Here is a 23,725-nt window from a genome sequence, read left to right as displayed (position 1 = left end):
CAACCGCTCCGAACTGGGCGAATTCTGAATTTCCCCTCATCCATCCCCGGCGCCCTTGCGTCCCAGCGCAACCGACGATGTGGCGTGTTTAGAAACTGCCTGGGCCCCGATGCCACGTGCGACGTGCTCACACGGTGCTAGCGCGCCGTTCACGGAAAGTTGGGGGTGCGGCGGTGGCGACCCGAGGGAACAGTGCGTGCTCTCAAGTCATCGCGTCGGGGCAAGCCCGGCACGGTCGGTCCAATCGTGGACTGGCCTCGCGTGGGTCCACGGATCGTCACCGCCGGAGGTGCTTGACCTGCAAGAACCTCTATGTACTGGTCTACACCCGGGCGGTAGGCAATAGCAAGAGGTGGCCCAAATTCTTCATCTATTGCGTGCGGCCAGCCAGCACCGAGTCGGCGATTTTCTGCCCTTCAATCGCGGCCAAAGTCATCCCCTGGCCGCAGTGCTGGATCCACAGCGCCACCCCCTGCGAGCCGCCCTGGCAGTACGACAGCAGAGCACCGCGATAGTCGGCACCGATTTTGACGGCATGGCCCGCTTCGGGGACCGCCACCCCCGTGGGATCCAAACCGCCGGCTCGGACGATGAGCCGCTCCAGCGCCCTAGCCACCAGTGCGTTGCCCTGGACAAAGGGTCGCGCCGCGATGATCTCGGCGTGCGCGATGGCGGCAATCACCAAGGTCGGCAGTGAGCCTGAAGGAACCAGTGGCAACAGGTCTGCCACGGCGTTAAGTCTCAATCGTGCCTCATCAGCGCTCGGCGGGGGGCCCAGATCAGACCACTCACCACACGTCTCGCCCTCAACTCTGGGCCGTCCGACCTGATCCGCTGGCAACAACCCCGAGGCTGCTGCGACATGAAGACGGGAAATCACCTGGCGCCCCGCCCGAAGGTCTGCATTCGTGACTTCTTCGGTCGCTGCGGTGACCTGGACAGCGGCACGCACCGTAGCCCACACGGGATCAGGGCTATCTGGCCATGCGGTCGCACCCCGCATCACATCGCGGATCACCTCCACACTGCCGCGAGAGCCTGCAACTTCGGCCCCTTCCAGAAGAGCGGTCACGGTGGCGCCACGCACTCGAGACTCAGCCGCAGCCTGAGGTATGCGGCGACGCAAGGCTTGGTGCCACCTCAACTCGGTGCAAGCCTGGCGCCCTTCCTCCACCGACTCACTAACTCCCGGCAGTTTTGCCAGTCCGCGAATGGCCTGGACCGCTGGCCCCTCGGGTTGCGGGGCGGCGGGCCGTGATTTGGGTGGCATTGCAGGCATCGACACGCCTTGAGGCTACGTGGTCCTGGCCGAGAACGGCCCGTCATCTTGCCGAATCGACCACAAAGAGGTTGAGTGAAGAGTCCATGCGTTGATGTCTGAGGAGGCACTGTGGCTGAAGAGTCGTTATCCAATTTGCTGCACGAGGACCGCAACTTCCCACCGAGTGAGGAGTTTGTCGCCCAAGCAAACGGGACGCAGGCGTTGTATGACGCTGCAGCTGCTGACCGGGAAGGCTTTGGGCTGACCAGGGTCGCGAGCTCATCAGTTGGGACACGGACTTCACTCAGACGCTTGACTGGAGCGAAAAGCCCTTCGCCAAGTGGTTCGTGGGCGGCAAGCTCAACGCGTGCGTGAATGCTGTCGACCGGCACGTCGAAGCTGGAAACGGCGACCGCGTGGCCTTCCACTTTGTGGGTGAGCCCGGGGACCGCCAGGACACCACGTATGCCGAACTTCACGAAAAGGTGCAGCGTGCCGCAAACGCGTTGATCGCGCTGGGCGTTGAGACCGGCGATCGGGTCGCCATCTATCTGCCGATGATCCCTGAGTCCGTCGTGGCAATGCTGGCCTGCGCTCGCCTGGGCGCACCGCACTCCGTCGTCTTCGGCGGCTTTTCTGCTGACGCCCTGCGCACTCGGATTGCAGATGGTGAAGCCAAGGTCGTGATCACTGCCGACGGCGGCTTCCGCAAGGGCAAGGCAGCCACGCTGAAGCCTGCCGTCGATAAGGCCATCTCCGGCGACACCACGGTCACCAACGTGTTGGTCGTGCGTCGCACCGAGTCCGATGTCGACATGGTCGAGGGCCGAGACCTCTGGTGGCACGAGGCGCTCGAAGCTGTCGAGCCCACGCATACCCCCGAGTATTTTGACTCCGAGCACCCGTTGTTCATCCTGTACACCTCGGGCACCACAGGTAAGCCCAAGGGCATCCTGCACACCACCGGCGGATATCTCACGCAAACAGCCTTCACCAGCAAATACGTCCACGACATCCATCCGGAGAAGGACGTCTACTGGTGCACGGCTGACGTTGGTTGGGTGACCGGCCACTCTTACGTGAGTTATGGACCGATGGCACTCGGCGCCACGCAGGTCATCTATGAGGGCACTCCCGACTCGCCCCACAAGGGACGTTGGTGGGAGATCGTGCAGGACCTCGGCGTAACCATCTTCTACACCGCTCCGACAGCCATTCGTGCGTGTATGAAGTGGGGCCGGGACATCCCCGATGGGTATGACCTGTCGTCACTGCGAGTGCTCGGCTCGGTTGGCGAGCCGATCAACCCCGAAGCCTGGGTTTGGTACTCCGAAGTCGTTGGTCACGGCAAAGCACCGATTGTTGACACCTGGTGGCAGACCGAAACGGGCGCCGTCATGATCAGCCCCATGCCCGGCGTGACCTCCACCCGGCCTGGATCAGCACAGTTGGCCATCCCCGGCATCGAAGTAGACGTCGTTGACGAATCTGGAGCCTCTGTCCCGGACGGCTCGGGTGGATATCTCGTCGTCAAGGAACCCTGGCCCGCCATGCTGCGCGGCATTTGGGGCGACCCTGAGCGCTACGTCGACACCTACTGGTCACGGTTCGAGGAGTTCTACTTCGCCGGCGACGGCGCCAAGAAAGACTCCGATGGCAACATCTGGGTGCTCGGCCGGGTCGATGACGTCATGAACGTCTCAGGGCACCGCCTCTCCACCTCAGAAATCGAGTCCGCTCTGGTCTCGCACTCCTCTGTGGCCGAGGCTGCCGTCGTGGGAGCAAACGATCCCATGACCGGCCAGGCCGTATGCGCGTTCGTCATCTTGCGCGGCGAGGCAGTGGCCGCGGGTGATCAACAGGGCGAAGAGTTGGTTACCGCCTTACGCAATCACGTTGCTGATCGGATCGGGCCGATCGCCAAGCCTCGTCAGATCATGGTGGTTGCCGAGTTGCCCAAGACACGCTCCGGCAAAATCATGCGTCGACTCCTGCGCGACGTTGCTGAAAAACGCGATGTTGGGGATGTGACAACACTCGCTGACTCAACCGTGATGGATGCGATTTCGGCAGAAATGAAGGAAAACTAACCTTCTGTTGACTTCGACGGCCAAGATTTTGCCAAAAACTTACTCAATATGGGTCGAAGCACCACACTTGGGCAGGCAAGATAGTTATATCGACGCGGAGTGATGCTGCAAAGCATCTACCCACTGGCTGTCACGGGACCGGTGAAGTGTCGAAGGGAGGTTACCCGGCACAAACAGGGGGTGTCGGGTAGCCTCCCAAAACTTTCTCAGGGCCACGCATCTCGATGCGTGGCCCTGAGTCGTTACCCCCACCCTCACTCGCCCCCTCCGAGCCACGCCACACACTCCCCAGTCTGGGTTCGAATGCGCACGGTGCAGGTGAGGCGTTAGAATTGCGCGCATGGCTCTCCCTTCATCCAAACCCTCGACCGTTGACAACCAGGGCGTCGCCCCCGAGCGAACCCTTGGTCAGATGGTTGCTGACGCCACCGCTGACGTCTCCGGTCTGGTGCGTAGCGAGATTGAACTCGCTAAGACCGAGATCAAGAACGACGTCATGCACGGTGGCAAGGGTGCCGGGATGTTCATCGGCGCCGGTGTGCTGGCGCTGTATGCCTTCGGCCTCTTGCTCTTGGCCGCAGCCTGGGGCATCGTGGCCGCTGGCCTGCCTGTGTGGGCTGGTCTGCTGATCGTCGCCGGCGTGCTGTTGCTCATCTGCGCCATCCTTGGCCTGGTCGGCAAGAAGCAGATCGACAAGGTGCAGGGCAAGCCGGTCAAGACAATCGACAATGCCCAGCGCACCATCGCCGCGGTGAAGCCCGCCGCCAAGCAGTAGGGCTCCTACTCCGGCAACGGCCTGACGTCCCTGCGGTTCCACCCTTCAGCGATCTCGGCGAGCTCAAATAGCCGGTCCAAGAGGCCTGCGGTGAAACCCCAGACCAGCATGCCGTCGGCATCAAAAGCCGCGCCAACGTAGCCACTGGGATGCCCCACTGAGAACCGCATCGTCGGCTCAAGCAGTTGGTCTACGCGCACTCGCGCCACCCGCTCAACCTCTTCGGGCTGTCGCGCCGTGACCACGTGTGGCCGGTCCCACCATCCGACAATCGGCGTGACGTCATACCCGCTGATCGGGATGTGCAGGGCTGGCAGCTCCCCAGGATCTGCACGGATTCTGGGTCTAGCCCAATCTCTTCATTGGCTTCGCGCAGCGCTGTTTGCCTCGCGTTCACGTCTCCGGACTCTGCGCCACCGCCTGGGAACGACACCTGCCCCGGGTGGTTGCGCATCGTGGAGGCTCGTTGCGTCAGCACCACATCGGTGCTGCCATCAGGCCCAGAGCCAAAGAGGATCAGCACGGCTGACTGACGCCGTCCTCCCCCAGGTGGCGGGACATACGAGCTAAACCACGATGCCGGAGCGCTGGAGACCTTGGTCATCACCTCGGTTAGCCAGCCCGGAACCCCATTTTCCGCCGCGCTCATCGTGGCGGACCCGTCTTGACCAACGTTGCGGCGGCTTCTGGCTCGGTCTCGCCGACGCCATACGAGGGGCACCAGGCAGCCACCGGACAGGCGCCACAGGCGGGCTTCTTGGCATGACAGATGCGTCGCCCGTGAAAGATCAGCACATGCGAAAGCGCCGTCCACTCTTTGCGCGGAATCAACTCGCCAACGACGGCTTCGACCTTGATCGGATCTTCAAGCGTGGTCCAGCCGAATCGTCGGACCATCCGGCCAAAGTGAGTGTCGACAGTGATGCCCGGGACACCGAAAGCATTGCCGAGCACGACGTTAGCCGTCTTGCGGCCCACGCCTGGCAGGCTCACCAAGTCAACGAGACGACTGGGGACCTCACCATTGAACTTTTGCACCAACTGATCGCTCAGCTTGATGATCGCCTCGGTCTTTGCCCTGAAGAACCCCAACGGTCCGACGATCGACTCGACATCCTCGCGCACGGCCGCGGCGAGCGAAACGGGTCGGGATAGCGCGCAAACAGGGTAGGCGTGACGGAATTGACCCGCACATCGGTGGTCTGGGCTGACAGAACCGTAGCGACCAGCAACTGGAATGGGTTTCGAAAATCCAACTCACAGTCAGCGTCTGGGTAGCGCTCGCTGAGAACCCGATACATTTTGCGTGCCCGTCGAGTGGTCGACAGCTCGCTCTCCGAAGTTATATCGAGGGGCCGCCGCGGTCTGCGCGCAGGAGTTTGAGTCACGCCTTCACCCTACGGCTCACCCACGACACGCCCCCACTGCTGGCACCACTTTGTTCGATGGCTCACTGGCGAGCTGCATCCATTCCTTGATTGCACCTACTGTGACCTGCGTCTCAGCCGACACAAAGCCGCCCAATTGGCACCCGTCAGAAAAACCGACCCTGTGAATAAGCTAAATGCCCTGCCCAGAGGCGCGTTTTGGTGGCAGGATGAGCGACGTGGACCAACAGATCGTGATGAAAGCGCCCCTCTTCGCTGCCTTGGACGATGAAACTGCCAGTGCGCTGGTGGCGTCAATGACTCCGCAGTCGATGCACCGGGGCGACGTGCTTTTCAGCGAGGGGGACCGAGGTGACTCTCTGTATGTGATCATCGCCGGCAAGGTAAAACTGGGCCGGGCTAGCGGGGATGGTCGCGAGAGTCTGATCGCTGTCTTGGGGGCTGGCGAAATGTTTGGCGAGCTAAGCCTCTTCGATCCCGGCCCTCGCCTGACTAGCGCTACCGTGGTCTCCGAAACCGACGTCATCGCGCTCGGCAACGAAGACTTGCAGAAGTTCCTCGCTGAGCACCCTGCTGTGGCGATGAAGATGCTGGCTGGTTTGGCTCGCCGATTGCGCCGCACCAACGAAGGTCTATCGGACTTGGTCTTCACCGATGTTCCCGGCCGCGTCGCCAAGGCCCTACTGGATTTAGGCACCCGATTTGGCGAGCCCAGCTCCGAGGGCGTCAAGGTCAACCACGACCTCACTCAAGAGGAGTTGGCCCAGCTGGTTGGGGCTTCGCGAGAAACCGTCAACAAGGCGCTGGCAGACTTCGCCAGCCGTGGATGGCTGGTCCTGGGGGCAAAGGCCGTCACTATCCTCGACATCGACCGCCTGCGCCGCCGAGCCCGCTAGTTGCCGACGCTCAGTCGTTGCCCTGTGCTGTGAGGTAGTCCAACTGCGCCATCACGCTGAGACGTGCCGCTGGCCAGACCTTCAGGGGCACGTCCGAATAGATCAGGCGCATCACAAAGTCAGTCTTGTCTTCACCAGGTCTGCGGGTCAGCGTGCCATCGGCCTCTCCCGCCAACGCGGCCCGCACCTGGTCCAGGCGCTCCCTGCGATGGTGCAGATAAAACTCCACCGTCCCGGCAGCATCCGGCACGGTAGGGCCGTGCCCAGGAGCAATGCTGGTGACTTCACCGTTAGCTGCGAGCGCCTGGATCCGATCCAAGCTCTCTAGGTATGCCCCCAGTTGCCCATCGGGGTAGGAGACCACCGTGGTGCCCCGGCCAAGCACCGTGTCGCCCGTAAGCAGCAGATGGTCCTGCGGCAAGAGCAGGCTCATCGAGTCTCCGGTGGCCGGGTGTCGGCACAACCACCAACTCAAGCCCGGCAGCCCGGATGACTTCACCGTGATCAAGGTTGCGATGCGGACGGCCTGCGGCTTTCACCGGAGCTCCGGTCAACTCCAGCAAAACGGCCCACAGATTGAGCATGATCCCAGTGGCCGTGGGTGAGCACGATCAGTCCAACTCGTGCGTCCCGTTCGGCAATCACGCTCAGAACATCTTGCAGATGGCCCTCCTGCAACGGGCCGGGGTCGATCACGATGGCTTCATTCGAGCCTGGATCCTGCAAGATCCAGGTGTTAGTGCCATCTAAGGTCATCGCGGAGGGTTGGGACATAACTGACACCACACCCGATCATTCAGAGCACCGCTCGTCCACGGCCGAACAGACGCATCGCTAGCGGAGTCCATCGTCATCCCTCACATGCTGGGTAGGTTCGCCATCGGCGTCGACGCAAGTGCGCATCCACCATTGGCCATCACGGTGGTGGGGCCAGGATTGCACGGGCTCCATCCGGTAGTCCCGCCCTCGGAAACTGCCGGAGCCGTGGTGGCGCGTCAACCGCTCGAGGAGCACTCGAGTCGGTGGCATCAAGACGATGCGTCGCTCGCCAGCGGCCTGCAACAGCGCGTGTGGGTGATGCCACCCGCCGTCCACAAACTCGGTCGACGTCAGCCCGGCCTCTTGCTCTGGGGGCACGAGGGCAGCATAAAAATAGGTATCAAACCGAATCGGTTGGTATGCGGGGTGATCCATCGAGCAACCGGCCGCAAGGCGCTGGCCCCGTCTCGAAGCACCACACCCGTCTCTTCGGCCAACTCTCGTGCTGCCGTCGCCCGCGTGTCAATATCGGCTGGCTCAGCCCCACCGCCGGGAAAGGCGAGGACGCCCCCAGCGAACGCCATACTGCTGGCTCTGGTGCCGGCGAAAACCTGCAGCCCATCGGTGGTGTCGCGCAACAGCAGCACACTGGCGGACAACCGCGGCTTGGCCACTTCGCCGTCGGGGTCGGCCAACCACCGCTGGGCCCGAGCGACGTGGGCCAGCGGCATCGGGAAGTCCCGATACGGCTGGCCCACCTGTGTCATTGGTTGTGCTCGTGCAGTCAGTCGCGGACAGCGACCGTGATCTCAACTTCTACGGGAGTATCGAGCGGCAGGACGGCCACGCCGACAGCGGAGCGGGCATGCACGCCAGCCTCGCCAAAGGCTTCACCCAACAGGTTGGATGCACCGTTGATGACGCCGGGCTGACCCGTGAAGGCTGGATCGCTGGCCACAAACCCGACGACCTTGACGACTCGTTCGACGCGATCCAGGTCGCCGATGACCGACTTCACGGCGGCAATGGCGTTGAGCGCACACAGACCCGCGAGACGGGCGGCCTCGGCTGGGTCAACCAGGCCATCTCCTCGCCGACCTTGCCGGTGGCGGGCAGTTTGCCGTCAACAAACGGCAACTGGCCGGAAGTAAAGACCAGGTTTCCCTGCTGCAGGGCGGGCACGTATGAAGCGACAGGCGCTGCCAAGTCAGGGACCGAGAGGCCCATCTGCGACAGGCGGTCTTCGACGGCGCTCATGCCAGCGGTCGCTTCAAATAGGCCACCAGGTTGTCGCCGCCACCGGGGGCAGGCACAACCTGGACAAGCTCCCAGCCATCGATACCCCAGTTATCGAGGATCTGCTTGGTCGCGTGGATCATCAGCGGGACAGTCGCGTATTCCCATTTAGTGGTAGTCACGAAACCGACTCTATCCGCAGTGTTCGTCACGTCCAGGTTTTGGCCGAACGTTGGGCGGTTATCGGGTCGGCGCCAACGGCTTCAACGCGGGCGCCACCGTGCCGGTGATCATTTGCTGCACCAACATTTGGGAGGTCACTGGCCCTGGCACATGCCCCACATGCCGTGACCGCCGTGTGCCCAAACGCGAGGAGCATCGGTGGGACCGACGAGGGGCAAGCCATCAACGGTGACTGGCCGCGAGCCCACCCACTCATCCGTGCGGCTGAGCAGGTCTAGACCCGGCAGCAAAGGCTCTGCGGCCCGCACGATCGCGTCAATCCGTGCCGGCGCAAAAGCTGCATCGGGCTTGCGGAACTCCATCGTGCCGCCGATTCGCACCCGAGAGGCTCCCCGCCTGAGTCCCGCAGCGGTGAGCAGACCACTCGCTGCTGCGGGAAATAGACCGGAGACCCAATCGTCTTGATTGCGTCGTCCTCGTGCTGCTCCACGCTAAACGAGTAGCCACGGCCAGCCCTCAGTCGGGTCCGCACCCCGTATGCCTTAGCCAACTCAGGCAACCAGGCGCCGGTGGCCAGCACCACTGCATCAGCCGTGATCGGTGCGTTGCCAGCGATATCGACCGCGACACCTCCGGGCCCATGCCGCAACCTGCGGACCTCGGCTCCCGATCGGACTTCCCCACCACGGTCACGGACCTGCGCGGCGAGCGCTGCGACATACCGGCCGGGGTTGATGGTTCGTTGGCCATCGATGCGGATCACCGCTTCGATCTGGTTGGACACCGCAGGGGCAATTGCTCTGAAGTCGTCCGCACTCATCGGGGTGAACTCAACTGGATAGCCGGCTTCTCGGACTTGATCGAACTCTTCCAGAAGGGCGTGGCGCGCGGCAGCATCCGTGAAAGCAGCGTGGATCGGCACCGGCCGACTGCGGACCGCTGCTGGCAGGTTGGCATCCAATAGCTCGAAGGCTGCGAGCGCATCGTGGTTGAGCGGCGTGAGAGCCGACATCGTGCGACGCCACTGGGCGGGGTGCAGGTGGTCGCAAACTTCGTCAGGAACGCCCACAATTCCGGATCAACCGCAGCCGGTATGTGCAGGGGCGCCGCGGGGTCCCTCAACGCCTTCCACCCGTGTTTGAGCACAGCAGGCTCCGCTAGAGGTATGGCCATGGCTGGGGTAATCCACCCCGCGTTGCCCCACGATGAGCCCGCGGCGACGCCAGATCGGTCCAGGACTGTGACGTCCACGCCCTGTTCTTGCAGGAACCACGCGGTCGACAAGCCGACCATCCCGGCGCCCACGATCACGACGTGGCGAATTGGCTCTGCAGGCTGCATTGGCACTGACATGGCGCGACGCTATCAGCGCTTCACGCCATTCTCAGGTTTTCCCCAGCCTGGGAGTCATGAAGACTGCTACCGCGTGGGCCAAGGCGACGTCGCTCCTGGGCGCCTTCCTGGCTATTGCCGTGCTGATGGGGGTGCTGGGCGCCGGGCTATTGCTGCCGGTGGTGGGGACTGCTGGCACCGCCGCAACTCAAGGGGTCAAGCTCTTTGAGGAGTTGCCCGGCGACCTTGAGTCCAACCCACTGGCGCAGCAGTCTCGGATCGAGACGGCAAGCGGTTCGCTGATTGCGACACCGGCCGACGAAAACCGCATCGTGGTCTCGCTCGAAAACATCGCACCCGTCATGCGCGATGCCCAGGTGGCTATCGAGGACGAGCGATTCTACGAGCACGGCGGCCTTGACCTGCAGGCTTTGGCCCGCGCCTTGGTGAGCAACGCGACTAGCGATGACACCCAGGGTGGCTCAACACTGACCCAGCAGTATGTGAAGTTGTCACTGCAAGAAGAGGCCCGAGCCACCGGGGATGCGGAGGCTTTGGCTGCTCTGCAGGCGCGCAGCGGCATCGAAGGCTACGTTCGCAAGCTTCGCGAGTTGAAGTACTCGGTCACCCTGGAAGAGCGACTGACCAAGGACGAGGTGCTTGAGGGCTACCTAAACCTGGCCTACTACGGCGACCGTACTTACGGAGTGGAAGCCGCTGCCCGACACTACTTCGGTGTGAAGGCCGCTGACTTGAACCTGCCGCAATCGGCGACGCTCGCTGGCATTGTTCGTGCGCCTGGCATCACCGACCCCGCCAACAACCCCGAGGCATCGCTGGCTCGTCGCAACGTCGTCCTGCAAAAGATGTATGAGCAGGGAATGATCTCCGAAGAGGCCTACGACGAAGCAGTCGCCTCGGACTTGAACTTGAAGTTGCGCGACTCGCAGCAGTCTTGTTTGAACTCGCCCTACCCCTACTTCTGTGACTACGTCACGAAGTGGTTGCTAGAGCAGGATGCCTTGGGCGCCACGGTTGAAGAGCGCCAAAGAAACTCAACACCGGCGGCCTGACCATCACGACCACCTGGACCGTGACATGGCGACCTTGATCAACCAGACCACTCAGGACTTCACCCCCATCGGCAACCCCTACTTGCTAGGGTCCGCCGCGGCCATGGTTGAGCCGGGCACTGGGCACGTGTTGGCCTTTGGTCAGTCCTCTGACTACAGCCTGACCCCGTCTGACGATGGCGTTGAAGCAACGACCGTCAACTGGAGCGTCGACAAGAAGTACGGCGGTAGCGACGGGTTTGCGATCGGATCCATTGCCAAGGCCTTCTCGCTTGTGACTGCCCTCGAGCAAGGGGTGCCGGTCAACTCCACGCTCTCTGTCCGTGCCCCGATCACCGGCGACGATGGCCGCAACAAGACGCAATGGTTTCCTTCTGACTTCCAGTCTGCGTGCACCGTTGGCGTCGAGGGCTGGACGCCAGGCAACGCTGAGAATGCAAACTTTGACACGCGGATCACGCTGCGCAAGGCGACCGCCTCTCGGTCAACAGCGCCTTCGCGCAGTTGGCTTCAAACGTCGGCACTTGCGACATCCAAGACACCATGACGACTCTGGGGCTCCTAGGTGCTGACGGTGACGTCTATGGCCTGGAAGAGAACGACTTCAGCCCGGCACCTAACTTGATCCTGGGCTCGGATGACGCCAGCCCGCTGACAGTCGCCAACGCCTACGCGACCATCGCTTCGGGTGGCGTGAAGTGCCCGGCTATGCCGGTCACCAAGATCGTTGACGCGCAGGGCGAAGAGATCCCGCTGGACCTGCCCGAGTGTGAGCGCGTCATCGATGCCGATGTCGCGGCCGGCGTTGCCGAGCTCATGCAGGGCGTGACCGACATCTCTGGCTCGGGTTGGCGCGCAGCGCTGGATAGCGGCCAGCCTGTCGCCGGTAAGACCGGCACCGACGACTTGTCGCTTCAAACCTGGTTCGCTGCTACACCCCGCAGGTGTCCACCGCGGTGTGGATTGGCTCGCCTGGAACCAGCAAATACTCCGGCACGATGTCGAACATCACCATTGGCGACCGTTTCGTCGAAGGCACGTTGTATGGCTCTAAGTTGGCCGCTCCAATGTGGAAGGTGCTGATGACGTCGGCCCTCGAGGGCGAGCCCATCGAGCAGTTCGAGCAACCATCGAATGAAGTGCAGTCCGGAGCCACGGTGATCGTGCCCAACGTTTCGGGCATGTCGTTGTCCAACGCTCAGGCCGCCTTGGCCGAGGTTGGCCTTTCGGGTGGCGCGACGACGGTGGCTTCACCGCAGCCAGATGGCACCGTGCTCTATACCTCCCCGGTTCTGGGTCGAGCGCTAGGGCAGGTGAGCCGCTGACCATCTTCATTGCGGGTGATCCGGCCACGGCGCCCGCTGCGCCTGACGAAGGCGACGACGGCGAGGACGGCTAGCGATCTTCACAACCGCAAGAGCGGGGCTGACCAGTTGATGGTCAGCCCCGCTCTTCTTATGCCCCGTGGAGCGATGTGATGTCGCGTTTAAGCCTGCAGCGCCTTGCGGACCGCGGCGGCGACTCGGCCGCCGTCAGCTCTGCCTGCCACCTGAGGCTGCACAACCTTCATCACGGCACCCATCTGGGCCATCCCGGTCGCGCCCGTCTCAGCAACGGCAGCCTTGGCCATCTCCTCCAGCGCAGCGTCATCGAGTTGGGCCGGCAGGTAGGCCTCGAGGATCTCCAACTCAGCCTCTTCGACCGAGGCCAACTCCGGTCGGTTGGCGTCGTGATAGGCCGCCGCTGACTCTTTGCGCTTCTTGGCTTCCTTGGCGATCACCTTGAGCACATCGTCATCGGTGAGATTAACGTGCTCTTTGCCAGCAACCTCGGCGTTAGTGACGGCGGTCAATGCCATCCGCAGCGTCCCGGAGCGCACCTTGTCCTTGGCGCGCATGGAGTCGTGGAGGTCGCTCTGCAGAGTGCCCTTAAGTGAAGAAGTCGAGTCGGTCATACCCCCAGTATCTCACCGCTTTGCTCACACCTGGCTTGGTTTTGGCATGATCGGGGTATGTCGTCACTACCCCGCCTCGCTGCTGTGGCCGCCGGAGTGGGCGTGGGCGCGTTCGCCTACAGCACTCTGGTCGAGCCAAGAGCTTTGCTTTGCGCAGATTTGCTGCCGCAGTGCTCCCACCCGGATCGCCAGAGATTCGTGTTTTGCATGTCAGCGACCTGCACCTTGCACCTGGTCAGGAGTACCGAGCGCAGTGGCTGCGTGGCCTGGACGCGTTGGAGCCAGACCTGGTGATCAGCACCGGGGACAATCTGTCGCACATGGAGGCGGTGCCGCTAGCGCTGGAGGCCTATGGCCCGTTGCTGGATCGGCCGGGGATGTTTGTGTTGGGCTCCAACGACTACTTCCCGCCCACGTTGAAAAACCCACTGCGCTATTTTAACGATTCGCATAGCCGTGGCGAGCAGATGACAGACCTGCGGTTGCCGACCCAAGACTTGATTGACGGTTTCGTGGGCGCTGGCTGGTCTGACCTGACAAACGCGCGAGGCCGCACCCGCCTGCGCGGCCTCGACTTTGAGTTCGTCGGGGTCGATGACCCGCACCTGGGCTATGACCGTTATGCCGAGGTGGCTGGCCCAGCCGATCCGTTTGCGGCGCTGACTATCGGGGTGACCCACGCGCCATACACGCGCGTTTTGGACGCCATGAGCCGCGATGGGGCTGATCTGTTGATCGCTGGGCACACGCATGGCGGACAGGTGTGCTTGCCGTTCTATGGGGCGCTCGTGACTAACTGCGACCTGGACCGGACTCGCGCCAAGGGCCTGTCTCGATGGTGGCCCGGTGCAGGCCGCACACCCAGCGAGTTTGCGCCAGAAGATGCTGCCTACCTACATGTCTCGGCTGGCCTGGGCGCCGGTCGCCTATCCCCCATGCGTTTGGCCTGCCGTCCGGAGGCCGCACTGCTGACCCTCATGCCCCGCGAGCGGCCCAATTGGGCAACGAGCGTGCCCTCAACGGGCAAACCGAGCAGAGCGCCCGCTGACTTCGCGCTTTGGTAAGGCCAAAGTCTCGACAACCAAGACAGGGCAGCCGATTCGGTGCAACCGGCGTTCTTGGGATATCGTGGCGGACGCTGCGCGCCTGCTGAGGGCGCGTGCCACGGGGTGTGGCGCAGTTTGGTAGCGCGCGTCGTTCGGGACGACGAGGTCGCAGGTTCAAATCCTGTCACCCCGACCAAAATGTTTTCGTTAGAACCCTGGTCCTCATATGGATCGGGGTTCTTTCTTTGTGACCCCTGTCTTACGTGAAGTTGACCCCTCGGGCTTTTTACGCGTGAATGCGTCCCAAAGCGTGTCCTCCGGGTGTCCGAAGACGTTTGGAAGGATGACCCGGGTGGATCTCCATGAGGTCGATACTCACCCCTGGACATGCTCGCTGTGACCCCTGATACGACACGCAGGGTAGAAGTTCTAGTGCGACTGGTTTGGTGTCGTCGCCGTTCGACCCTGAGATCGTCGGCCAGCGAGTCAGACATGAGTCGTTGGAATGGCTCAGTCAGGTCACTTCCAGTCACGCCGTCTTCGTCGATGTAGATGTGCTCAAAGACAGCCCGGTTGAGTGTGCGTCGCAGGTTGTCCGGTGCGCCGACGTACTGCTCATGCGCACGCGTCAAGAGTTCACAAGCGATAGCCAACTTGGCCCGCACCAGGTCAGAATCGGTATTCGCCCTTGCGATGCGCTGCTCTGCGAGCGCCCGTCTGGTCGCGATGGTGGCTTGCTCGCGTTTCAGGTCTGGCAACGAGATGGCGTCGGCATAGTGTGCCGTCATGAGTTTATGGCTCTGCTCGTTCAATGTCGTCAGTTCGGCCTCAGCCGCCAACCGGTCATCGCTCATCTTCGGCAGGACAAGATCGATGTGCTCCAGCGTCAACCGCCGGATCTCCGAAACGGCGTGCTCCGTCAGCGTGACGGTCTGCCAGTAGTCCTCGATCAGCTGCTCAACGACGTGAACTTGCGTGGCACGGAAGGTGCAGCCGTTCTTGTGGCCTTGACGACCGAGGCAATAGAAGTACTCGTATAGGTCACCCTTGACTTTCGCGACTTCTCGAACGAGAGCCCATGACCACATTGGCCGCAGAAGATCGATCCCTTCATGTACGTGGTGTGGACGCGAGGCTTGTCGCCGCTCTGGTAACGCTCGGCCCGGATGCGCTGAACGGTTTTATACAACTCTTCGCTGACGAGCGCTTGATGCTTACCCTTGTACTCCACGCCTTCGAACGTCACGACCCCTACGTAGTAGCGGTTCTTCAAGATGTTGTGGACGTGGGAGATGGCTATCGGCTGGCTCCCCTCTTGGGTGTGGGCAATGTGCTGACACCGTTGCGGTTCAACTCATCACGGATGGCGACGACGGTCCAGTCTCCACTGGCGTACTTGTCGAAGATCCACGGCACCCAGTGCGCTCGCTCGGGGTCATTCGTGATCGTCCGCACTTCGCGGCCTTCGTCGGTGCGCTCACGAGTGTTCATGTAGCCGAACGGCGCTTTGCTGGGGGTGCCACCGCTCTTGGCTTTTGCAGCATTCCTTTCTTGGCTTCGGTGCCCAAGTTTTGGCTGTAGAACTCAGCGATCGAACTCATGATGCCGTGCAGCAGCATTCCGCTCGGCGTCTCGTCGATGTTCTCTGAGCAACTGACCAACTGGGCACCTGCCGTCGTGATTTGCAGATTGATCTCGACGTCATCGACACGGTTGCGGGCCAATCGGTCGACCTTGTGGACGATGACATACTTGACGCGGTGCTCGGTGACGAAGTCGAGCATGGCCTTGAGTTGAGGACGGTTAGCTGAGCGGGCGCTCTCACCGGCGTCGACAAATTGGGCCACTACTTGCACGCCGAGTGCTTCGGCTTTACGGACACACGCCTCCCGCTGAGCGGGGATGGAGAAGCCTTCGACCTCACCGCCGCGCTCGGCTTGCTCCCTGGTGCTGACGCGCAGATAGACAACAGCCATCGGCAAGATGGCGGTCTCGGTTGCGGCTGTGCTCATGCGTAACTCCTTCGGTGAGGTGGTGCGTAGCGGAAGATCTGCGCTTCGTTCCTTGGCGTTCGAACTGGTCGAGCGCATCTGCTAACCGGTTTGCTATCAGCGATGACATCGAGGCCGGTTTGCGCCAGTCGGACGCGGATGGCGGGTTCGCTGACGTTGAAGTGGGCAGCCAGGTCGGCCGGTCGCTGGATGCCACAGCCCCATGCATGTTTGAGGTCGCGCTTGCTGACCAGTGCGCAGCCAGCGAAGTAATCGGCGGCCATTTCGGCTTGCTGTCCGGCGGTCTGCTTTTGGTGCTTTGGTACAGCCGCTTCGTCGCCCCGTGGTCGATCACGTGCTTGAACTCGTGCAGCATCGTGAAGCGCTGGCGAGCCAGTGAGTCACGGCCCGCGATGGTGACAACCCACTCTTGGCCGTTCCAGTGGCTCATGCCACTCACCGGCAGCGCCGCCTCGAAAACAACTCGGATACGAGGTAGTCCATCGATGTGGTGCGTCTGGATGCCGTCGGTTGATCTGGCGTCACCCGTCAGCAGCGCCGCTAGTCGGGTGGCTTGACGCTCGGCGATGACCAACGACTCAGCAAAGGTGCAGTCACGAACCGGGGCAAGTGCCCGGACGCGTTTAAGGATCGATACGTATGACGTTGGGCGTGTTGTTGAGTGGTTCATGAGGAGCCTCCTTTCTTTTGCTGTTCTTCGCTTATTCGTCTTCGCCAGGTGCCGGGCCGCGTTCAGCGATGCCGTAGCGGCTGGCAATCTCGGTGAACGACGCTTCAATCTCGGTCCGTGCTTCTGGGGGAGGTCGCGGTACTTGCTGCGCAGGTAGGGCGAGAAGTTCGGCAGGCCCTTGGCGGGTACATAGCCCGCGGCGCTGTACAGATCGATGAGTTCGATGCCGAGCGTGGGAGCCAGCGCTTCGAGTAGTCGGGGGTTGGGCGACTGAATCTCGTCTTGCTCCAGCTTGCCGAGCATGGACTTCGAGACGTCGGCCTCAGCAGCCACGTCGCGCAGGCTCAGACCTGCAGCCTCTCGGGCGGCACGAATAAGGTGTCCGAAACTTGTCTTTGGTGGGGTATTCGAATTCGGTTGTGTCATTCTTAGGATATCCTTTGTTCTATAAAGTTGACCATGGTTTCTATTGTATTGCATTTGTCCCTATTTGTGGACGATATCTCACTATTCCACAACAGGATTATCTGTCTTTATTGGGTTAGATAGGCAGGAGCCGGAGGAGAGCCGCGCTTTGATAGCGCGGCTACAATCCTCCGGACTCCCGCCCTTGCTCTACTGACTCTTGGAACGACTGCGCGGTGGCGCTGTGGTCCCGAAGAGTTGCGCGAGAGCGGCGCGTTGCTCGGCTGCTTCTCGATCGATGACCACCGTGAGTTCGTCCGCTTTGGACGAGAGCTCTGGGTTGGCTGCCATGGTTTCGAGTTGCCTCTCGATCGCGACGCGGATGACGTCGGTGACCGATTCGCCGCTGAGCTTGGCGAGGAGCGTGAGGAGAGCGTGTTGCTCGTCCTCTAGTCGGATTGCCAGGGTCTTCATCAGACTCTGACCTGCCTTTCTGAGGGTGTTGTCTCACCAGCCATGACAGATGCCATAGCGGTGAGCCACCTCCTCGGGGTGGTGCAGCCGCCGAACCGCTGCGGTTTCGAACGAGCGGCTGCAGTCCCTCGACGAGGGACGCCCGGGCTATGGGTTGCTGCTAAAGATCCAGACACCACCTTCTGGCCGATGGGCAACTGCCACGTCGCCGGAGAGCCAGGCGTCTTGAGCCCACGACTCAGTGTCGATGTGAACGTATCGCGCGAGGTCCCCGACCTGTTCTTGAGCCATTCGTTCGATGGTCTCCCTGGCACCGGACTCGTCCATGAAGGCTTCGGCCCAGGCAACGGTCGATTCGTGTTCGCCGAGGTAGGCGTCGGTGAAACTGGACAGCATCGAGAGGTCTCCGTCGTGCAGTTCGGCGTAGGCCGCGAAGGCTGGGCCATGCTCGGCGATGCCACGAGCAACCGTGGCGACGTGCTCCAGCTGGTCAGATTCGCCCGGCTGGTAGCCGCCGAAGCCGTCGTGGTCGAAGATGCCGAAATCTTCTGCTGCCAGATCGTGGCTCGTTGCCAGGATGGCTTGGACATCTGCCCAGAGCGTCTCGGTTTCGACGGCCGCGTCGCACCAGTTGCCGTGTAGTCGGCCGTCGTTGTAGTCGGCCCAGGAGCCGATCCAGACTTTCGGGTGCAGCCTTGGTGCTTGCTCCCGCTCGGGGTTTGTCGCTTTCTCGGTTCTTGGGTCGTGTTCATTCATGGTCACCTCCTTTCGGTGTCGTGTTTCGTTCGTCAGTCAGCCGCTGGTCGGCCAGGCGGATGTAGTCAGGGTTCAGTTCGATGCCGAGCCAGTCTTTGCCTTGCCGTTCGGCAGCCAAGGCCGTGGTGCCAGCACCCAAAAGGGATCGAGCACTAGCCCCGGCTCTGACTCGGCGTCGCAGTCGCAGGACGGTCGGATAGGCAGACGGGTTGCAGAGTCGCCCCGTCGCTGAAGTGGCCGTGTCCAGGGATGACGACACTGGACGCAACGTTTCTCGGGACAGCCGGCTCGTAGGATGCGCTCGATGAGCGATGCGGGGTAGGTCGCGAAGTGGGCCCTTGGTAACGGCTGGTGGCCATCCTCCAGACATCTCCCGGATTCTTGCCCAGGGATGACCAGCCAGCCCTCGCCGTTTCAGGCTGGCCAGTCCTTGGTCGCCGTCGGCGTTCGGACCCAACCAGGCAGGACGGGTCTGGTCGTCACGTCCTCCCGGTCGCTGCGAGGTGCTGCCCTTGGTTTCGGGCCTTGACTTGTGTGGTTCGCGGATGGCGTGGAGGTCGAAGTAGTAGCGCGGTGAGCGGGTCAGCAGGTAGATGACCTCGTAGGTGCAGGCCAGGCGGTCGGTGACGCTACTCGGGATCGGGTTGGGCTTGGCCCAGACGATCTTGTTGCGCACGATCCAGCCGTCATCGATCAGGGCCAGCAGTAGATGTTCCGGTGCGCCCAGCAGGCTCTTTCGTGGCGCACCTTCGCGGCTGTGGGTGCTGTAGGCGTCGCCGAGGTTGAGCCAGTACGTGCCGTGTGGGGCGATTACTCGGCCAATTTCCCGACTGATGTCTCGGAGTTCACGGACCCATTCCTCGACCGTTGATTCCAGCCCCATCTGGGTATCGGTCGCGTAGTCGCGGAGCCGGAAGTACGGCGGGCTGGTGACCACCGTGTCTACCGAGCCTGTCGGCAGCGTGGGCAGCACGGCACGGACGTCACCGAGCATGGTGGTGTTGCGCTCGATCTGCGTGTCTGTCGGGCGGCTCATGATGCGCTTCCGCTCAGGACTTCAGCGATGGTGCTGGGTGTGGCGAACCGGTACAACTCGGGCGTAAGTCGCGGCGTTCTGGCGACAGCAGCTCTCGGTTGGCGGCTCGGCGCTGATCCGTGAAGAGCCACAGCACTAGAGGAAACTGGCGTGGCGGTCTTGCTCCTGACCACTGGCTCGGTAGTCCGCGTAGTGGCCACACTTGCGGAGCAATACGGGCAGGCTTTCGGTGCCCAGGTCCACCTCGATGAACCAGCGGTCCTCGTAGTCAGCGGTCAGAACGGTCCCCGCCAGGTCAGGTTGCAACCAGCGCGGCTCGCCACCGAGGCCGGTGAAGCGTCGCCACGACTGCGGTTCAACCTCTACCTTTACGTCTTCGATTGCCTCAATGGCGCGGTGCTGTTGAAGGAGCACATGCACGTCTGCGACGGCCAGACAGTGCCGCAGGAATCGCAGGCTGGGCTCGCTGACTCGGTATGTTGCGCCGTCATGAGCCACCAACCGGGCACCGGCTGGAGCCAGTTGCCAGACCCGTGGTGAGGAGCCGCCGATAGCGCCACCCACACGTCGATCCAGTTGGCGGATGAGTGACCAGCGTTCTAGCCGTGACAGCACGCGGCGGGTTGTGCGTGCTGCGGAGGCGTCGCTGTTGTGCGTCGTGAAGATCAGGTGCTGAAGTTGGATTGATGTTACGAAGCGGTGCTCAGCAATGGTGCGCAGGACCTGATGGTCACGGTCGACCATCTGTTCAATAAGTGAGCCTAGACGTTTACGACTGACGCGGCGTTGCTGTGCCTCACGTTCGGGTGTAGCGGACTCCGGAGAGGCGGAGTATTCGTCCCCCGTATATCGGCTTCTGAGCCGTTGACCTGTGACGATGCCGATTCGTGTTGCTGTTCGGACGGAATGCCGAGCGGCAGCCCCTCACCTGGGATGTAGGCGACGCGCCGACTCATGGCCGGGCTCCAGAATTGGGGCCATCTGTTGTCGAACTGGCTCGCCGCGAGGTTCGTCCCAGTGGGTTGCCCGAGGGGGTTGCGGTATATCAATGAGGCTTTCCAGTTCGCGTTCAACTTCGTCGAGGGGCTGCCCGTATCGCTGTCGTGAACGTTCTTTAATGGCAGCCACAGTCTGAGTCGCGGCGGGTAGCGGCTGCGTCACCAGCGAACACCACGGCGCTTGCGTGCCGTCTACATGCAGTTGGGCGTATGCACCGAATTTGGGAAGTGCCGCGAAGTCCTCAGGCGCTACTAGGCCGGTCTTGGTGGTCAGGTCGCGGGCGTCTTTGGCCGATAGCTGAAACGCGACGCGGGAGCGGGCATTGGCCAGCACTGCTTCACGGACCGGTGTCGAGAGTTGCCGAGGTGTTGGTGCGCCAGGACGAATCCGACGCCGAGGCCACGAGCCTGAGCCAGTGCATCCGATAGGTCGCCAGGGAGCCGCAGGTATTCCTGCACTTCGTCGATAAACACGTACGACGGGCGGCGCTGGCTCTGCGGCACGGCGGCGCGACCGAGCGCGGCCTGCCAGAGCAGTCCGACGACGAGTGATCCCAGTAACTGTGCCGCCTCCGGGCCCATGGTGCCTTTGCTGAGCGAAACAAGGACTACGCGTCGCTTGGTAAAGACATCGCTGAGGTCGAAGCGCGGACGGCGTTGACCAAGGACAGCGCGCATACCAGGGCGGAGCAAGATGGGTCGTAGCTTGTTCATCAGAGGTGCGATCGCGTGCTCACGTTCGGCAGCGCTGAGCCCTGCGTACCAGCCCCAGAACGAGCCCAGACCGAGTGGGTCCGCCTTCGCAGCGTGCTGAGTCACTGATCGCCGGAAGCCGGAGTTCGTCAGCAGTAACGGCACCATCACCAGCGATGCATCGCCTCGTCGGGCGAGGGTCAGCAGACTGGCGTGCAGGATGTCGTGAGTGCGTGGGCCCCAGGACTTGGCATGCAGTGAGTGGATGATCCCTAGCACCGTGTCCGCCAACAGATCGGCGCTTACATGGCCTTGTGGAGTGAGTGCTGCCAAACCGACTGGGGACGGGTCCGTTGGATCGATGACCACCACATCGTCGCGTCGGGATGCGGGGATGCGACCGAGTAGGTCTGTCACGAGGTCGCCTTTCGGGTCGATCACGACCGCGCCGTGTCCGGCCTCGATGACTTGGAGCGCCAGGTTGCCCATGACGGTGGACTTACCGACACCGGTCGGCCCCAGCAGATGGAGATGCCGCAAGAGATCGACTGGCTTGATCGCGACAGGGCGCGTGGCATCGAGCGAACTGAGGCCGACACGAAGTCCCGTTTTCGGCACTTCACTGGTTGCGACTAATTGCACAGGATGTCGCGAAGGCACGCCAGGCAGTTCGACGTCTGGTTTCGACGCAACGGGCCAGCCGAGCATCGGGACGAGTTCGTCAATCGAGAGTTCGAGTGGCCAGAGATAGGGCGACCGAGCGGTGTCGAAAGAACCTGTCGATGCACGTCGCAGAGCCAAACGGGCACCGGGCGTTTCGAGGCCACGTAGTGCGGCAGCTACGCCATCTACGAGACGACTCGTCCGTTCCGTAGTCGCCGCACTGGCAGCGATACGAAGACTGCACCGAAGCGGTACTGGGCGTACCTGGCCCGTGCGTCACGGCGAATGTCCGGCTCAATATCCCTCAAGCGACGTGGCCGACGTCGTGGGCCAAGGATCACCTGCAGCCGAACTCGCTCATTGCGAGATGCCTGCGACAGCGCACCGAGTACGGCACGGGCGACGGGCTCGATGTGATCCGATTGCACCGGACGCTGCCGATGTCCCGGTAGGTGAACTCCGGCTGCCTGCAACATTGATGCCGTTGGCGCGCTGCGTTCGTTTGCTGTGCGCAGGCCAGGAGCACCACCTGTAGGGCGGCAAGGATGCGAGGTATCACCGCGCGGTCAGCACCTAAGCGCCACGAGATCACGCCCGCGTTGCCCTCGGCTTCGAGGACGACGCGGGGCTGACCGTTCAGTCCAGCCAGTGCTTGCAAGGCGGCTTGGTGGTCTCGGGCGTGACTGGCGCAGGCAGCGACAGACGTGTCCAGGTGAACGAACCGATATGAGCGAGATCAATCATTGGTCGGCTCCTGCTGCTGAGCAGCCTCGGCTTCGGCCTGGGCGATGGCCCACGCGACGAGCGCCTCGGCGATGCGACCGGTGTCGGGTTGCTTGCGTAGTTCGCCGCGCACGCTCAGGTGCCGATCGTTACCTCGTCGCTGAGGGCGAGAGACAGATCGAGGTACACGCTTGCGGGTCTGGCGACGAGCGCTCTTGAAGTCGTGGTTCTTACTTAGGTCTTCACTGTTTTTGGGTATGATCATTAGACCCTCCTTTCGGTGGTTACTGCGTTAATGGGGTTTTCCGCCTATGTGTCCAACATTCGGGACAATGGCTTGTGCTTCACTATGCGTCCACGATCCGGGACGGTCAAGAGAGTTTGCCTATTCCACAACAGCGACCGGAACAGCCCTACCCCTGCCGAAATTCACCAGCGAGTCCGTCGCCAAATGCCGATCCAGACCAACGAAACGACCGCTGCCGATCCGGCCAGCCACAGCCAGATCGACTGGACTATCTCGACCGCGAACCAGAGCGCCATCGCTGCGAGCAGGAGCCCGAAGCAGGCACCGACCAGTCGATCGATCCAGCGCCCTGGTCCGCGGTCACCACAACGAGTCGTTCCGTGAGCGTGGACGCTGGCTCTGGGCCTGGCGGGCGACTTCGTACAAGCGGCTCATGGCTTCATGGGTGTGCATCTGTACACGGGCTTCGCTCAGCAGACGCTCACGCTGATTGGCGCGGCGGCGCAGGTCGGAGCGAATGGGGATGCAGAGTAGGAACGCAAGCCCCGCAATGGCCACGATGAGCAGCACCACGCCGATGCCACCAATGACCGCGTCGGAGGTACTCACTTCAACCGCCGAGAGAAGCCGTTGAGTTCGTTGACACTGGCGAGGGCGTGGATGTCACCGACGGCCTGCAAGCGGCTAGCGGCGATGGGGACTGTCTGGGCCAACTGTTGCTCTAGCTGGCTGACCATTGCGACGCCTTGCATCGCCCGGCCAGCAATATGGTCGATGGCATCTAGCCGAGCATCCGCTTCGTGAGCGGCTGCCGCGGTCTTGATGACCGCCAGTTCGCTGCGGTTGACGATGCGCGAGACCTCACGAGACTGACGCGAGAAAAGTGCGGGGCTGGAGTTCGAGGTGTAGGGCTGGATCTGGGACATGGGGCTAGCCTCCTGGCCAAGGAGCAGTACGCCGACTGCCGTTCGGACCACCTTTCTGAAGCGAAGGTGATGAGAACGACGCTAAAACGCCTGGTCAGGAGGTTGCAAGCATAAGCGTGATAACACCAA

At 62.4% G+C, this 23,725-nt stretch carries 30 protein-coding genes, 1 tRNA gene and 4 pseudogenes; 9 read left to right on the top strand and 26 right to left on the bottom strand.

The features are described 5' to 3' along the window. Positions 1-370 precede the first annotated feature (370 nt). Positions 371-1,279: a hypothetical protein gene (locus tag L0A91_RS15425; RefSeq protein ID WP_235245215.1), complete on the bottom strand. Its 909-nt coding sequence runs from the start codon at positions 1,277-1,279 to the stop codon at positions 371-373. Between the two features lie 111 nt (positions 1,280-1,390). Here L0A91_RS15425 and acs point away from each other — a divergent pair. Next, positions 1,391-3,351: pseudogene (gene acs, locus L0A91_RS15420) on the top strand (acetate--CoA ligase). A gap of 340 nt (positions 3,352-3,691) precedes the next feature. Continuing rightward, a complete protein-coding gene (locus L0A91_RS15415) occupies positions 3,692-4,126 on the top strand; it encodes a phage holin family protein (protein ID WP_235245214.1) in 435 nt (144 codons plus the stop codon). 5 nt (positions 4,127-4,131) lie between these two features. Here L0A91_RS15415 and L0A91_RS15410 read toward each other — a convergent pair whose 3' ends face one another. The 3 genes and pseudogenes from L0A91_RS15410 to nth form a co-directional block, all read right to left on the bottom strand. Further along, positions 4,132-4,326: a hypothetical protein gene (locus L0A91_RS15410; RefSeq protein WP_235245213.1), complete on the bottom strand. Its 195-nt coding sequence runs from the start codon at positions 4,324-4,326 to the stop codon at positions 4,132-4,134. After that, complete coding sequence (locus tag L0A91_RS15405; protein ID WP_235245212.1) at positions 4,317-4,775, bottom strand: CoA pyrophosphatase; 459 nt, start codon at positions 4,773-4,775, stop codon at positions 4,317-4,319. The genes L0A91_RS15410 and L0A91_RS15405 overlap by 10 nt, the downstream gene beginning before the upstream one ends. Continuing rightward, positions 4,772-5,427 (bottom strand): annotated as a pseudogene (gene nth, locus L0A91_RS15400) (endonuclease III). The gene L0A91_RS15405 and the pseudogene nth overlap by 4 nt, the downstream one beginning before the upstream one ends. Positions 5,428-5,732: 305 nt before the next feature. Here nth and L0A91_RS15395 point away from each other — a divergent pair. After that, the gene (locus L0A91_RS15395; RefSeq protein WP_235246653.1) at positions 5,733-6,410 is read left to right on the top strand and encodes a Crp/Fnr family transcriptional regulator; all 678 of its coding nucleotides are present in this window, start codon (positions 5,733-5,735) and stop codon (positions 6,408-6,410) included. 10 nt (positions 6,411-6,420) lie between these two features. On the opposite strand, the gene L0A91_RS19310 is transcribed toward L0A91_RS15395, so the two are convergent. The 9 genes and pseudogenes from L0A91_RS19310 to L0A91_RS20135 form a co-directional block, all read right to left on the bottom strand. Further along, positions 6,421-6,909, bottom strand: a complete 489-nt coding sequence (locus L0A91_RS19310) for a hypothetical protein (protein WP_311198173.1) — start codon at positions 6,907-6,909, stop codon at positions 6,421-6,423. A 5-nt stretch (positions 6,910-6,914) separates the two neighbouring features. Continuing rightward, entirely contained in the window at positions 6,915-7,184 is a 270-nt protein-coding gene (locus L0A91_RS19305) for an MBL fold metallo-hydrolase (protein ID WP_311197872.1), read from the bottom strand. A gap of 60 nt (positions 7,185-7,244) precedes the next feature. Then, a complete protein-coding gene (locus L0A91_RS15385) occupies positions 7,245-7,547 on the bottom strand; it encodes a hypothetical protein (RefSeq protein WP_235245211.1) in 303 nt (100 codons plus the stop codon). Beyond that, positions 7,520-7,936: an NUDIX domain-containing protein gene (locus L0A91_RS15380; protein WP_235245210.1), complete on the bottom strand. Its 417-nt coding sequence runs from the start codon at positions 7,934-7,936 to the stop codon at positions 7,520-7,522. The genes L0A91_RS15385 and L0A91_RS15380 overlap by 28 nt, the downstream gene beginning before the upstream one ends. A 17-nt stretch (positions 7,937-7,953) precedes the next feature. Next, positions 7,954-8,426: pseudogene (locus L0A91_RS15375) on the bottom strand (RidA family protein). Beyond that, positions 8,423-8,548, bottom strand: a complete 126-nt coding sequence (locus L0A91_RS15370) for a DUF4177 domain-containing protein (RefSeq protein WP_235246652.1) — start codon at positions 8,546-8,548, stop codon at positions 8,423-8,425. The pseudogene L0A91_RS15375 and the gene L0A91_RS15370 overlap by 4 nt, the downstream one beginning before the upstream one ends. A gap of 174 nt (positions 8,549-8,722) precedes the next feature. Beyond that, a complete protein-coding gene (locus L0A91_RS19300) occupies positions 8,723-8,950 on the bottom strand; it encodes an FAD-dependent oxidoreductase (RefSeq protein WP_311197871.1) in 228 nt (75 codons plus the stop codon). Beyond that, the gene (locus L0A91_RS19295; protein ID WP_311197870.1) at positions 8,863-9,657 is read right to left on the bottom strand and encodes an FAD-dependent oxidoreductase; all 795 of its coding nucleotides are present in this window, start codon (positions 9,655-9,657) and stop codon (positions 8,863-8,865) included. Before L0A91_RS19295 ends, L0A91_RS19300 begins: the two co-directional genes overlap by 88 nt. A 137-nt stretch (positions 9,658-9,794) precedes the next feature. After that, a pseudogene (locus L0A91_RS20135) lies at positions 9,795-9,929 on the bottom strand (FAD-dependent oxidoreductase); the annotation flags it as partial. Positions 9,930-9,997: 68 nt separating this feature from the next. Here L0A91_RS20135 and L0A91_RS15360 point away from each other — a divergent pair. Genes L0A91_RS15360 through L0A91_RS15345 form a run of 4 tightly spaced genes read left to right on the top strand, consistent with a single transcriptional unit; the run spans position 9,998 to position 12,318 of the window. Then, positions 9,998-10,993: a transglycosylase domain-containing protein gene (locus L0A91_RS15360; protein WP_235245209.1), complete on the top strand. Its 996-nt coding sequence runs from the start codon at positions 9,998-10,000 to the stop codon at positions 10,991-10,993. Between the two features lie 25 nt (positions 10,994-11,018). Further along, the gene (locus L0A91_RS15355; RefSeq protein ID WP_235245208.1) at positions 11,019-11,540 is read left to right on the top strand and encodes a hypothetical protein; all 522 of its coding nucleotides are present in this window, start codon (positions 11,019-11,021) and stop codon (positions 11,538-11,540) included. Continuing rightward, on the top strand, positions 11,498-12,076 hold the full coding sequence (locus L0A91_RS15350) for a penicillin-binding transpeptidase domain-containing protein (protein WP_235245207.1): 579 nt from the start codon (positions 11,498-11,500) through the stop codon (positions 12,074-12,076). Before L0A91_RS15355 ends, L0A91_RS15350 begins: the two co-directional genes overlap by 43 nt. Next, positions 12,076-12,318 carry a PASTA domain-containing protein gene (locus L0A91_RS15345; protein WP_235245206.1) on the top strand — a complete coding sequence of 81 codons (243 nt, stop codon included), beginning with the start codon at positions 12,076-12,078 and terminating at the stop codon, positions 12,316-12,318. Before L0A91_RS15350 ends, L0A91_RS15345 begins: the two co-directional genes overlap by 1 nt. A 161-nt stretch (positions 12,319-12,479) precedes the next feature. On the opposite strand, the gene L0A91_RS15340 is transcribed toward L0A91_RS15345, so the two are convergent. Then, positions 12,480-12,947: a GatB/YqeY domain-containing protein gene (locus L0A91_RS15340; protein WP_235245205.1), complete on the bottom strand. Its 468-nt coding sequence runs from the start codon at positions 12,945-12,947 to the stop codon at positions 12,480-12,482. 170 nt (positions 12,948-13,117) lie between these two features. On the opposite strand from L0A91_RS15340, the gene L0A91_RS15335 reads away from it, so the two are divergent. Next, positions 13,118-14,011 carry a metallophosphoesterase gene (locus L0A91_RS15335; protein WP_311197869.1) on the top strand — a complete coding sequence of 298 codons (894 nt, stop codon included), beginning with the start codon at positions 13,118-13,120 and terminating at the stop codon, positions 14,009-14,011. A gap of 101 nt (positions 14,012-14,112) precedes the next feature. After that, positions 14,113-14,189 (top strand) — tRNA-Pro (locus tag L0A91_RS15330). A gap of 753 nt (positions 14,190-14,942) precedes the next feature. Here L0A91_RS15330 and L0A91_RS15325 read toward each other — a convergent pair. The 12 genes from L0A91_RS15325 to L0A91_RS15270 all read right to left on the bottom strand — a co-directional run bounded on the left by L0A91_RS15325 (position 14,943) and on the right by L0A91_RS15270 (position 23,596). Then, positions 14,943-15,266 (bottom strand): recombinase family protein, encoded by a 324-nt coding sequence (locus L0A91_RS15325; protein ID WP_235245204.1) that lies wholly within the window; start codon positions 15,264-15,266, stop codon positions 14,943-14,945. 23 nt (positions 15,267-15,289) lie between these two features. Beyond that, entirely contained in the window at positions 15,290-15,484 is a 195-nt protein-coding gene (locus tag L0A91_RS15320) for a hypothetical protein (protein WP_235245203.1), read from the bottom strand. Next, a complete protein-coding gene (locus tag L0A91_RS15315) occupies positions 15,481-16,005 on the bottom strand; it encodes a recombinase family protein (RefSeq protein WP_235245201.1) in 525 nt (174 codons plus the stop codon). Before L0A91_RS15315 ends, L0A91_RS15320 begins: the two co-directional genes overlap by 4 nt. Next, entirely contained in the window at positions 15,914-17,101 is a 1,188-nt protein-coding gene (locus L0A91_RS15310) for an XRE family transcriptional regulator (protein WP_235245199.1), read from the bottom strand. The genes L0A91_RS15315 and L0A91_RS15310 overlap by 92 nt, the downstream gene beginning before the upstream one ends. A gap of 189 nt (positions 17,102-17,290) precedes the next feature. Next, positions 17,291-17,554 (bottom strand): type II toxin-antitoxin system VapB family antitoxin, encoded by a 264-nt coding sequence (locus tag L0A91_RS15305; protein ID WP_235245198.1) that lies wholly within the window; start codon positions 17,552-17,554, stop codon positions 17,291-17,293. 147 nt (positions 17,555-17,701) lie between these two features. Beyond that, positions 17,702-18,310 carry an antirestriction protein ArdA gene (locus L0A91_RS15300; protein WP_235245197.1) on the bottom strand — a complete coding sequence of 203 codons (609 nt, stop codon included), beginning with the start codon at positions 18,308-18,310 and terminating at the stop codon, positions 17,702-17,704. Then, positions 18,303-19,346, bottom strand: coding sequence for a site-specific DNA-methyltransferase (locus L0A91_RS15295; RefSeq protein WP_235245196.1), 1,044 nt, complete (start codon positions 19,344-19,346; stop codon positions 18,303-18,305). The genes L0A91_RS15300 and L0A91_RS15295 overlap by 8 nt, the downstream gene beginning before the upstream one ends. 135 nt (positions 19,347-19,481) lie before the next feature. Further along, positions 19,482-20,090, bottom strand: coding sequence for a replication-relaxation family protein (locus L0A91_RS15290; protein ID WP_235245195.1), 609 nt, complete (start codon positions 20,088-20,090; stop codon positions 19,482-19,484). Positions 20,091-20,614: 524 nt separating this feature from the next. After that, complete coding sequence (locus L0A91_RS15285; RefSeq protein ID WP_235245194.1) at positions 20,615-21,838, bottom strand: type IV secretory system conjugative DNA transfer family protein; 1,224 nt, start codon at positions 21,836-21,838, stop codon at positions 20,615-20,617. A 598-nt stretch (positions 21,839-22,436) separates the two neighbouring features. Beyond that, complete coding sequence (locus tag L0A91_RS15280) at positions 22,437-22,688, bottom strand: hypothetical protein (RefSeq protein WP_235245193.1); 252 nt, start codon at positions 22,686-22,688, stop codon at positions 22,437-22,439. Between the two features lie 342 nt (positions 22,689-23,030). Further along, positions 23,031-23,279 carry a hypothetical protein gene (locus L0A91_RS15275; RefSeq protein ID WP_235245192.1) on the bottom strand — a complete coding sequence of 83 codons (249 nt, stop codon included), beginning with the start codon at positions 23,277-23,279 and terminating at the stop codon, positions 23,031-23,033. Then, entirely contained in the window at positions 23,276-23,596 is a 321-nt protein-coding gene (locus tag L0A91_RS15270; protein WP_235245191.1) for a hypothetical protein, read from the bottom strand. The genes L0A91_RS15275 and L0A91_RS15270 overlap by 4 nt, the downstream gene beginning before the upstream one ends. Positions 23,597-23,725 lie beyond the last annotated feature (129 nt).

This window comes from Ornithinimicrobium sp. INDO-MA30-4, assembly GCF_021535045.1.
In the GTDB taxonomy this organism is placed as follows: Bacteria; Actinomycetota; Actinomycetes; order Actinomycetales; family Dermatophilaceae; genus Ornithinicoccus.
This window is presented reverse-complemented; position numbering and strand designations above follow the sequence as displayed.

Excerpts from the sequence above, each read along its gene's own strand:
- L0A91_RS15425 (WP_235245215.1), bottom strand. The coding sequence starts at position 1,279 with ATGCCTGCAATGCCACCCAAATCACGGCCCGCCGCCCCGCAACCCGAG.
- L0A91_RS15415 (WP_235245214.1), top strand. The coding sequence starts at position 3,692 with ATGGCTCTCCCTTCATCCAAACCCTCGACCGTTGACAACCAGGGCGTC.
- L0A91_RS15405 (WP_235245212.1), bottom strand. The coding sequence starts at position 4,775 with ATGAGCGCGGCGGAAAATGGGGTTCCGGGCTGGCTAACCGAGGTGATG.
- L0A91_RS19305 (WP_311197872.1), bottom strand. The coding sequence starts at position 7,184 with ATGTCCCAACCCTCCGCGATGACCTTAGATGGCACTAACACCTGGATC.
- L0A91_RS15380 (WP_235245210.1), bottom strand. The coding sequence starts at position 7,936 with ATGACACAGGTGGGCCAGCCGTATCGGGACTTCCCGATGCCGCTGGCC.
- L0A91_RS15370 (WP_235246652.1), bottom strand. The coding sequence starts at position 8,548 with ATGATCCACGCGACCAAGCAGATCCTCGATAACTGGGGTATCGATGGC.
- L0A91_RS19300 (WP_311197871.1), bottom strand. The coding sequence starts at position 8,950 with ATGGAGTTCCGCAAGCCCGATGCAGCTTTTGCGCCGGCACGGATTGAC.
- L0A91_RS15360 (WP_235245209.1), top strand. The coding sequence starts at position 9,998 with ATGAAGACTGCTACCGCGTGGGCCAAGGCGACGTCGCTCCTGGGCGCC.
- L0A91_RS15355 (WP_235245208.1), top strand. The coding sequence starts at position 11,019 with ATGGCGACCTTGATCAACCAGACCACTCAGGACTTCACCCCCATCGGC.
- L0A91_RS15345 (WP_235245206.1), top strand. The coding sequence starts at position 12,076 with ATGACGTCGGCCCTCGAGGGCGAGCCCATCGAGCAGTTCGAGCAACCA.
- L0A91_RS15340 (WP_235245205.1), bottom strand. The coding sequence starts at position 12,947 with ATGACCGACTCGACTTCTTCACTTAAGGGCACTCTGCAGAGCGACCTC.
- L0A91_RS15320 (WP_235245203.1), bottom strand. The coding sequence starts at position 15,484 with ATGAACACTCGTGAGCGCACCGACGAAGGCCGCGAAGTGCGGACGATC.
- L0A91_RS15315 (WP_235245201.1), bottom strand. The coding sequence starts at position 16,005 with ATGAGCACAGCCGCAACCGAGACCGCCATCTTGCCGATGGCTGTTGTC.
- L0A91_RS15310 (WP_235245199.1), bottom strand. The coding sequence starts at position 17,101 with ATGACACAACCGAATTCGAATACCCCACCAAAGACAAGTTTCGGACAC.
- L0A91_RS15305 (WP_235245198.1), bottom strand. The coding sequence starts at position 17,554 with ATGAAGACCCTGGCAATCCGACTAGAGGACGAGCAACACGCTCTCCTC.
- L0A91_RS15300 (WP_235245197.1), bottom strand. The coding sequence starts at position 18,310 with ATGAATGAACACGACCCAAGAACCGAGAAAGCGACAAACCCCGAGCGG.
- L0A91_RS15295 (WP_235245196.1), bottom strand. The coding sequence starts at position 19,346 with ATGAGCCGCCCGACAGACACGCAGATCGAGCGCAACACCACCATGCTC.
- L0A91_RS15290 (WP_235245195.1), bottom strand. The coding sequence starts at position 20,090 with ATGGTCGACCGTGACCATCAGGTCCTGCGCACCATTGCTGAGCACCGC.
- L0A91_RS15280 (WP_235245193.1), bottom strand. The coding sequence starts at position 22,688 with ATGATCATACCCAAAAACAGTGAAGACCTAAGTAAGAACCACGACTTC.
- L0A91_RS15270 (WP_235245191.1), bottom strand. The coding sequence starts at position 23,596 with ATGTCCCAGATCCAGCCCTACACCTCGAACTCCAGCCCCGCACTTTTC.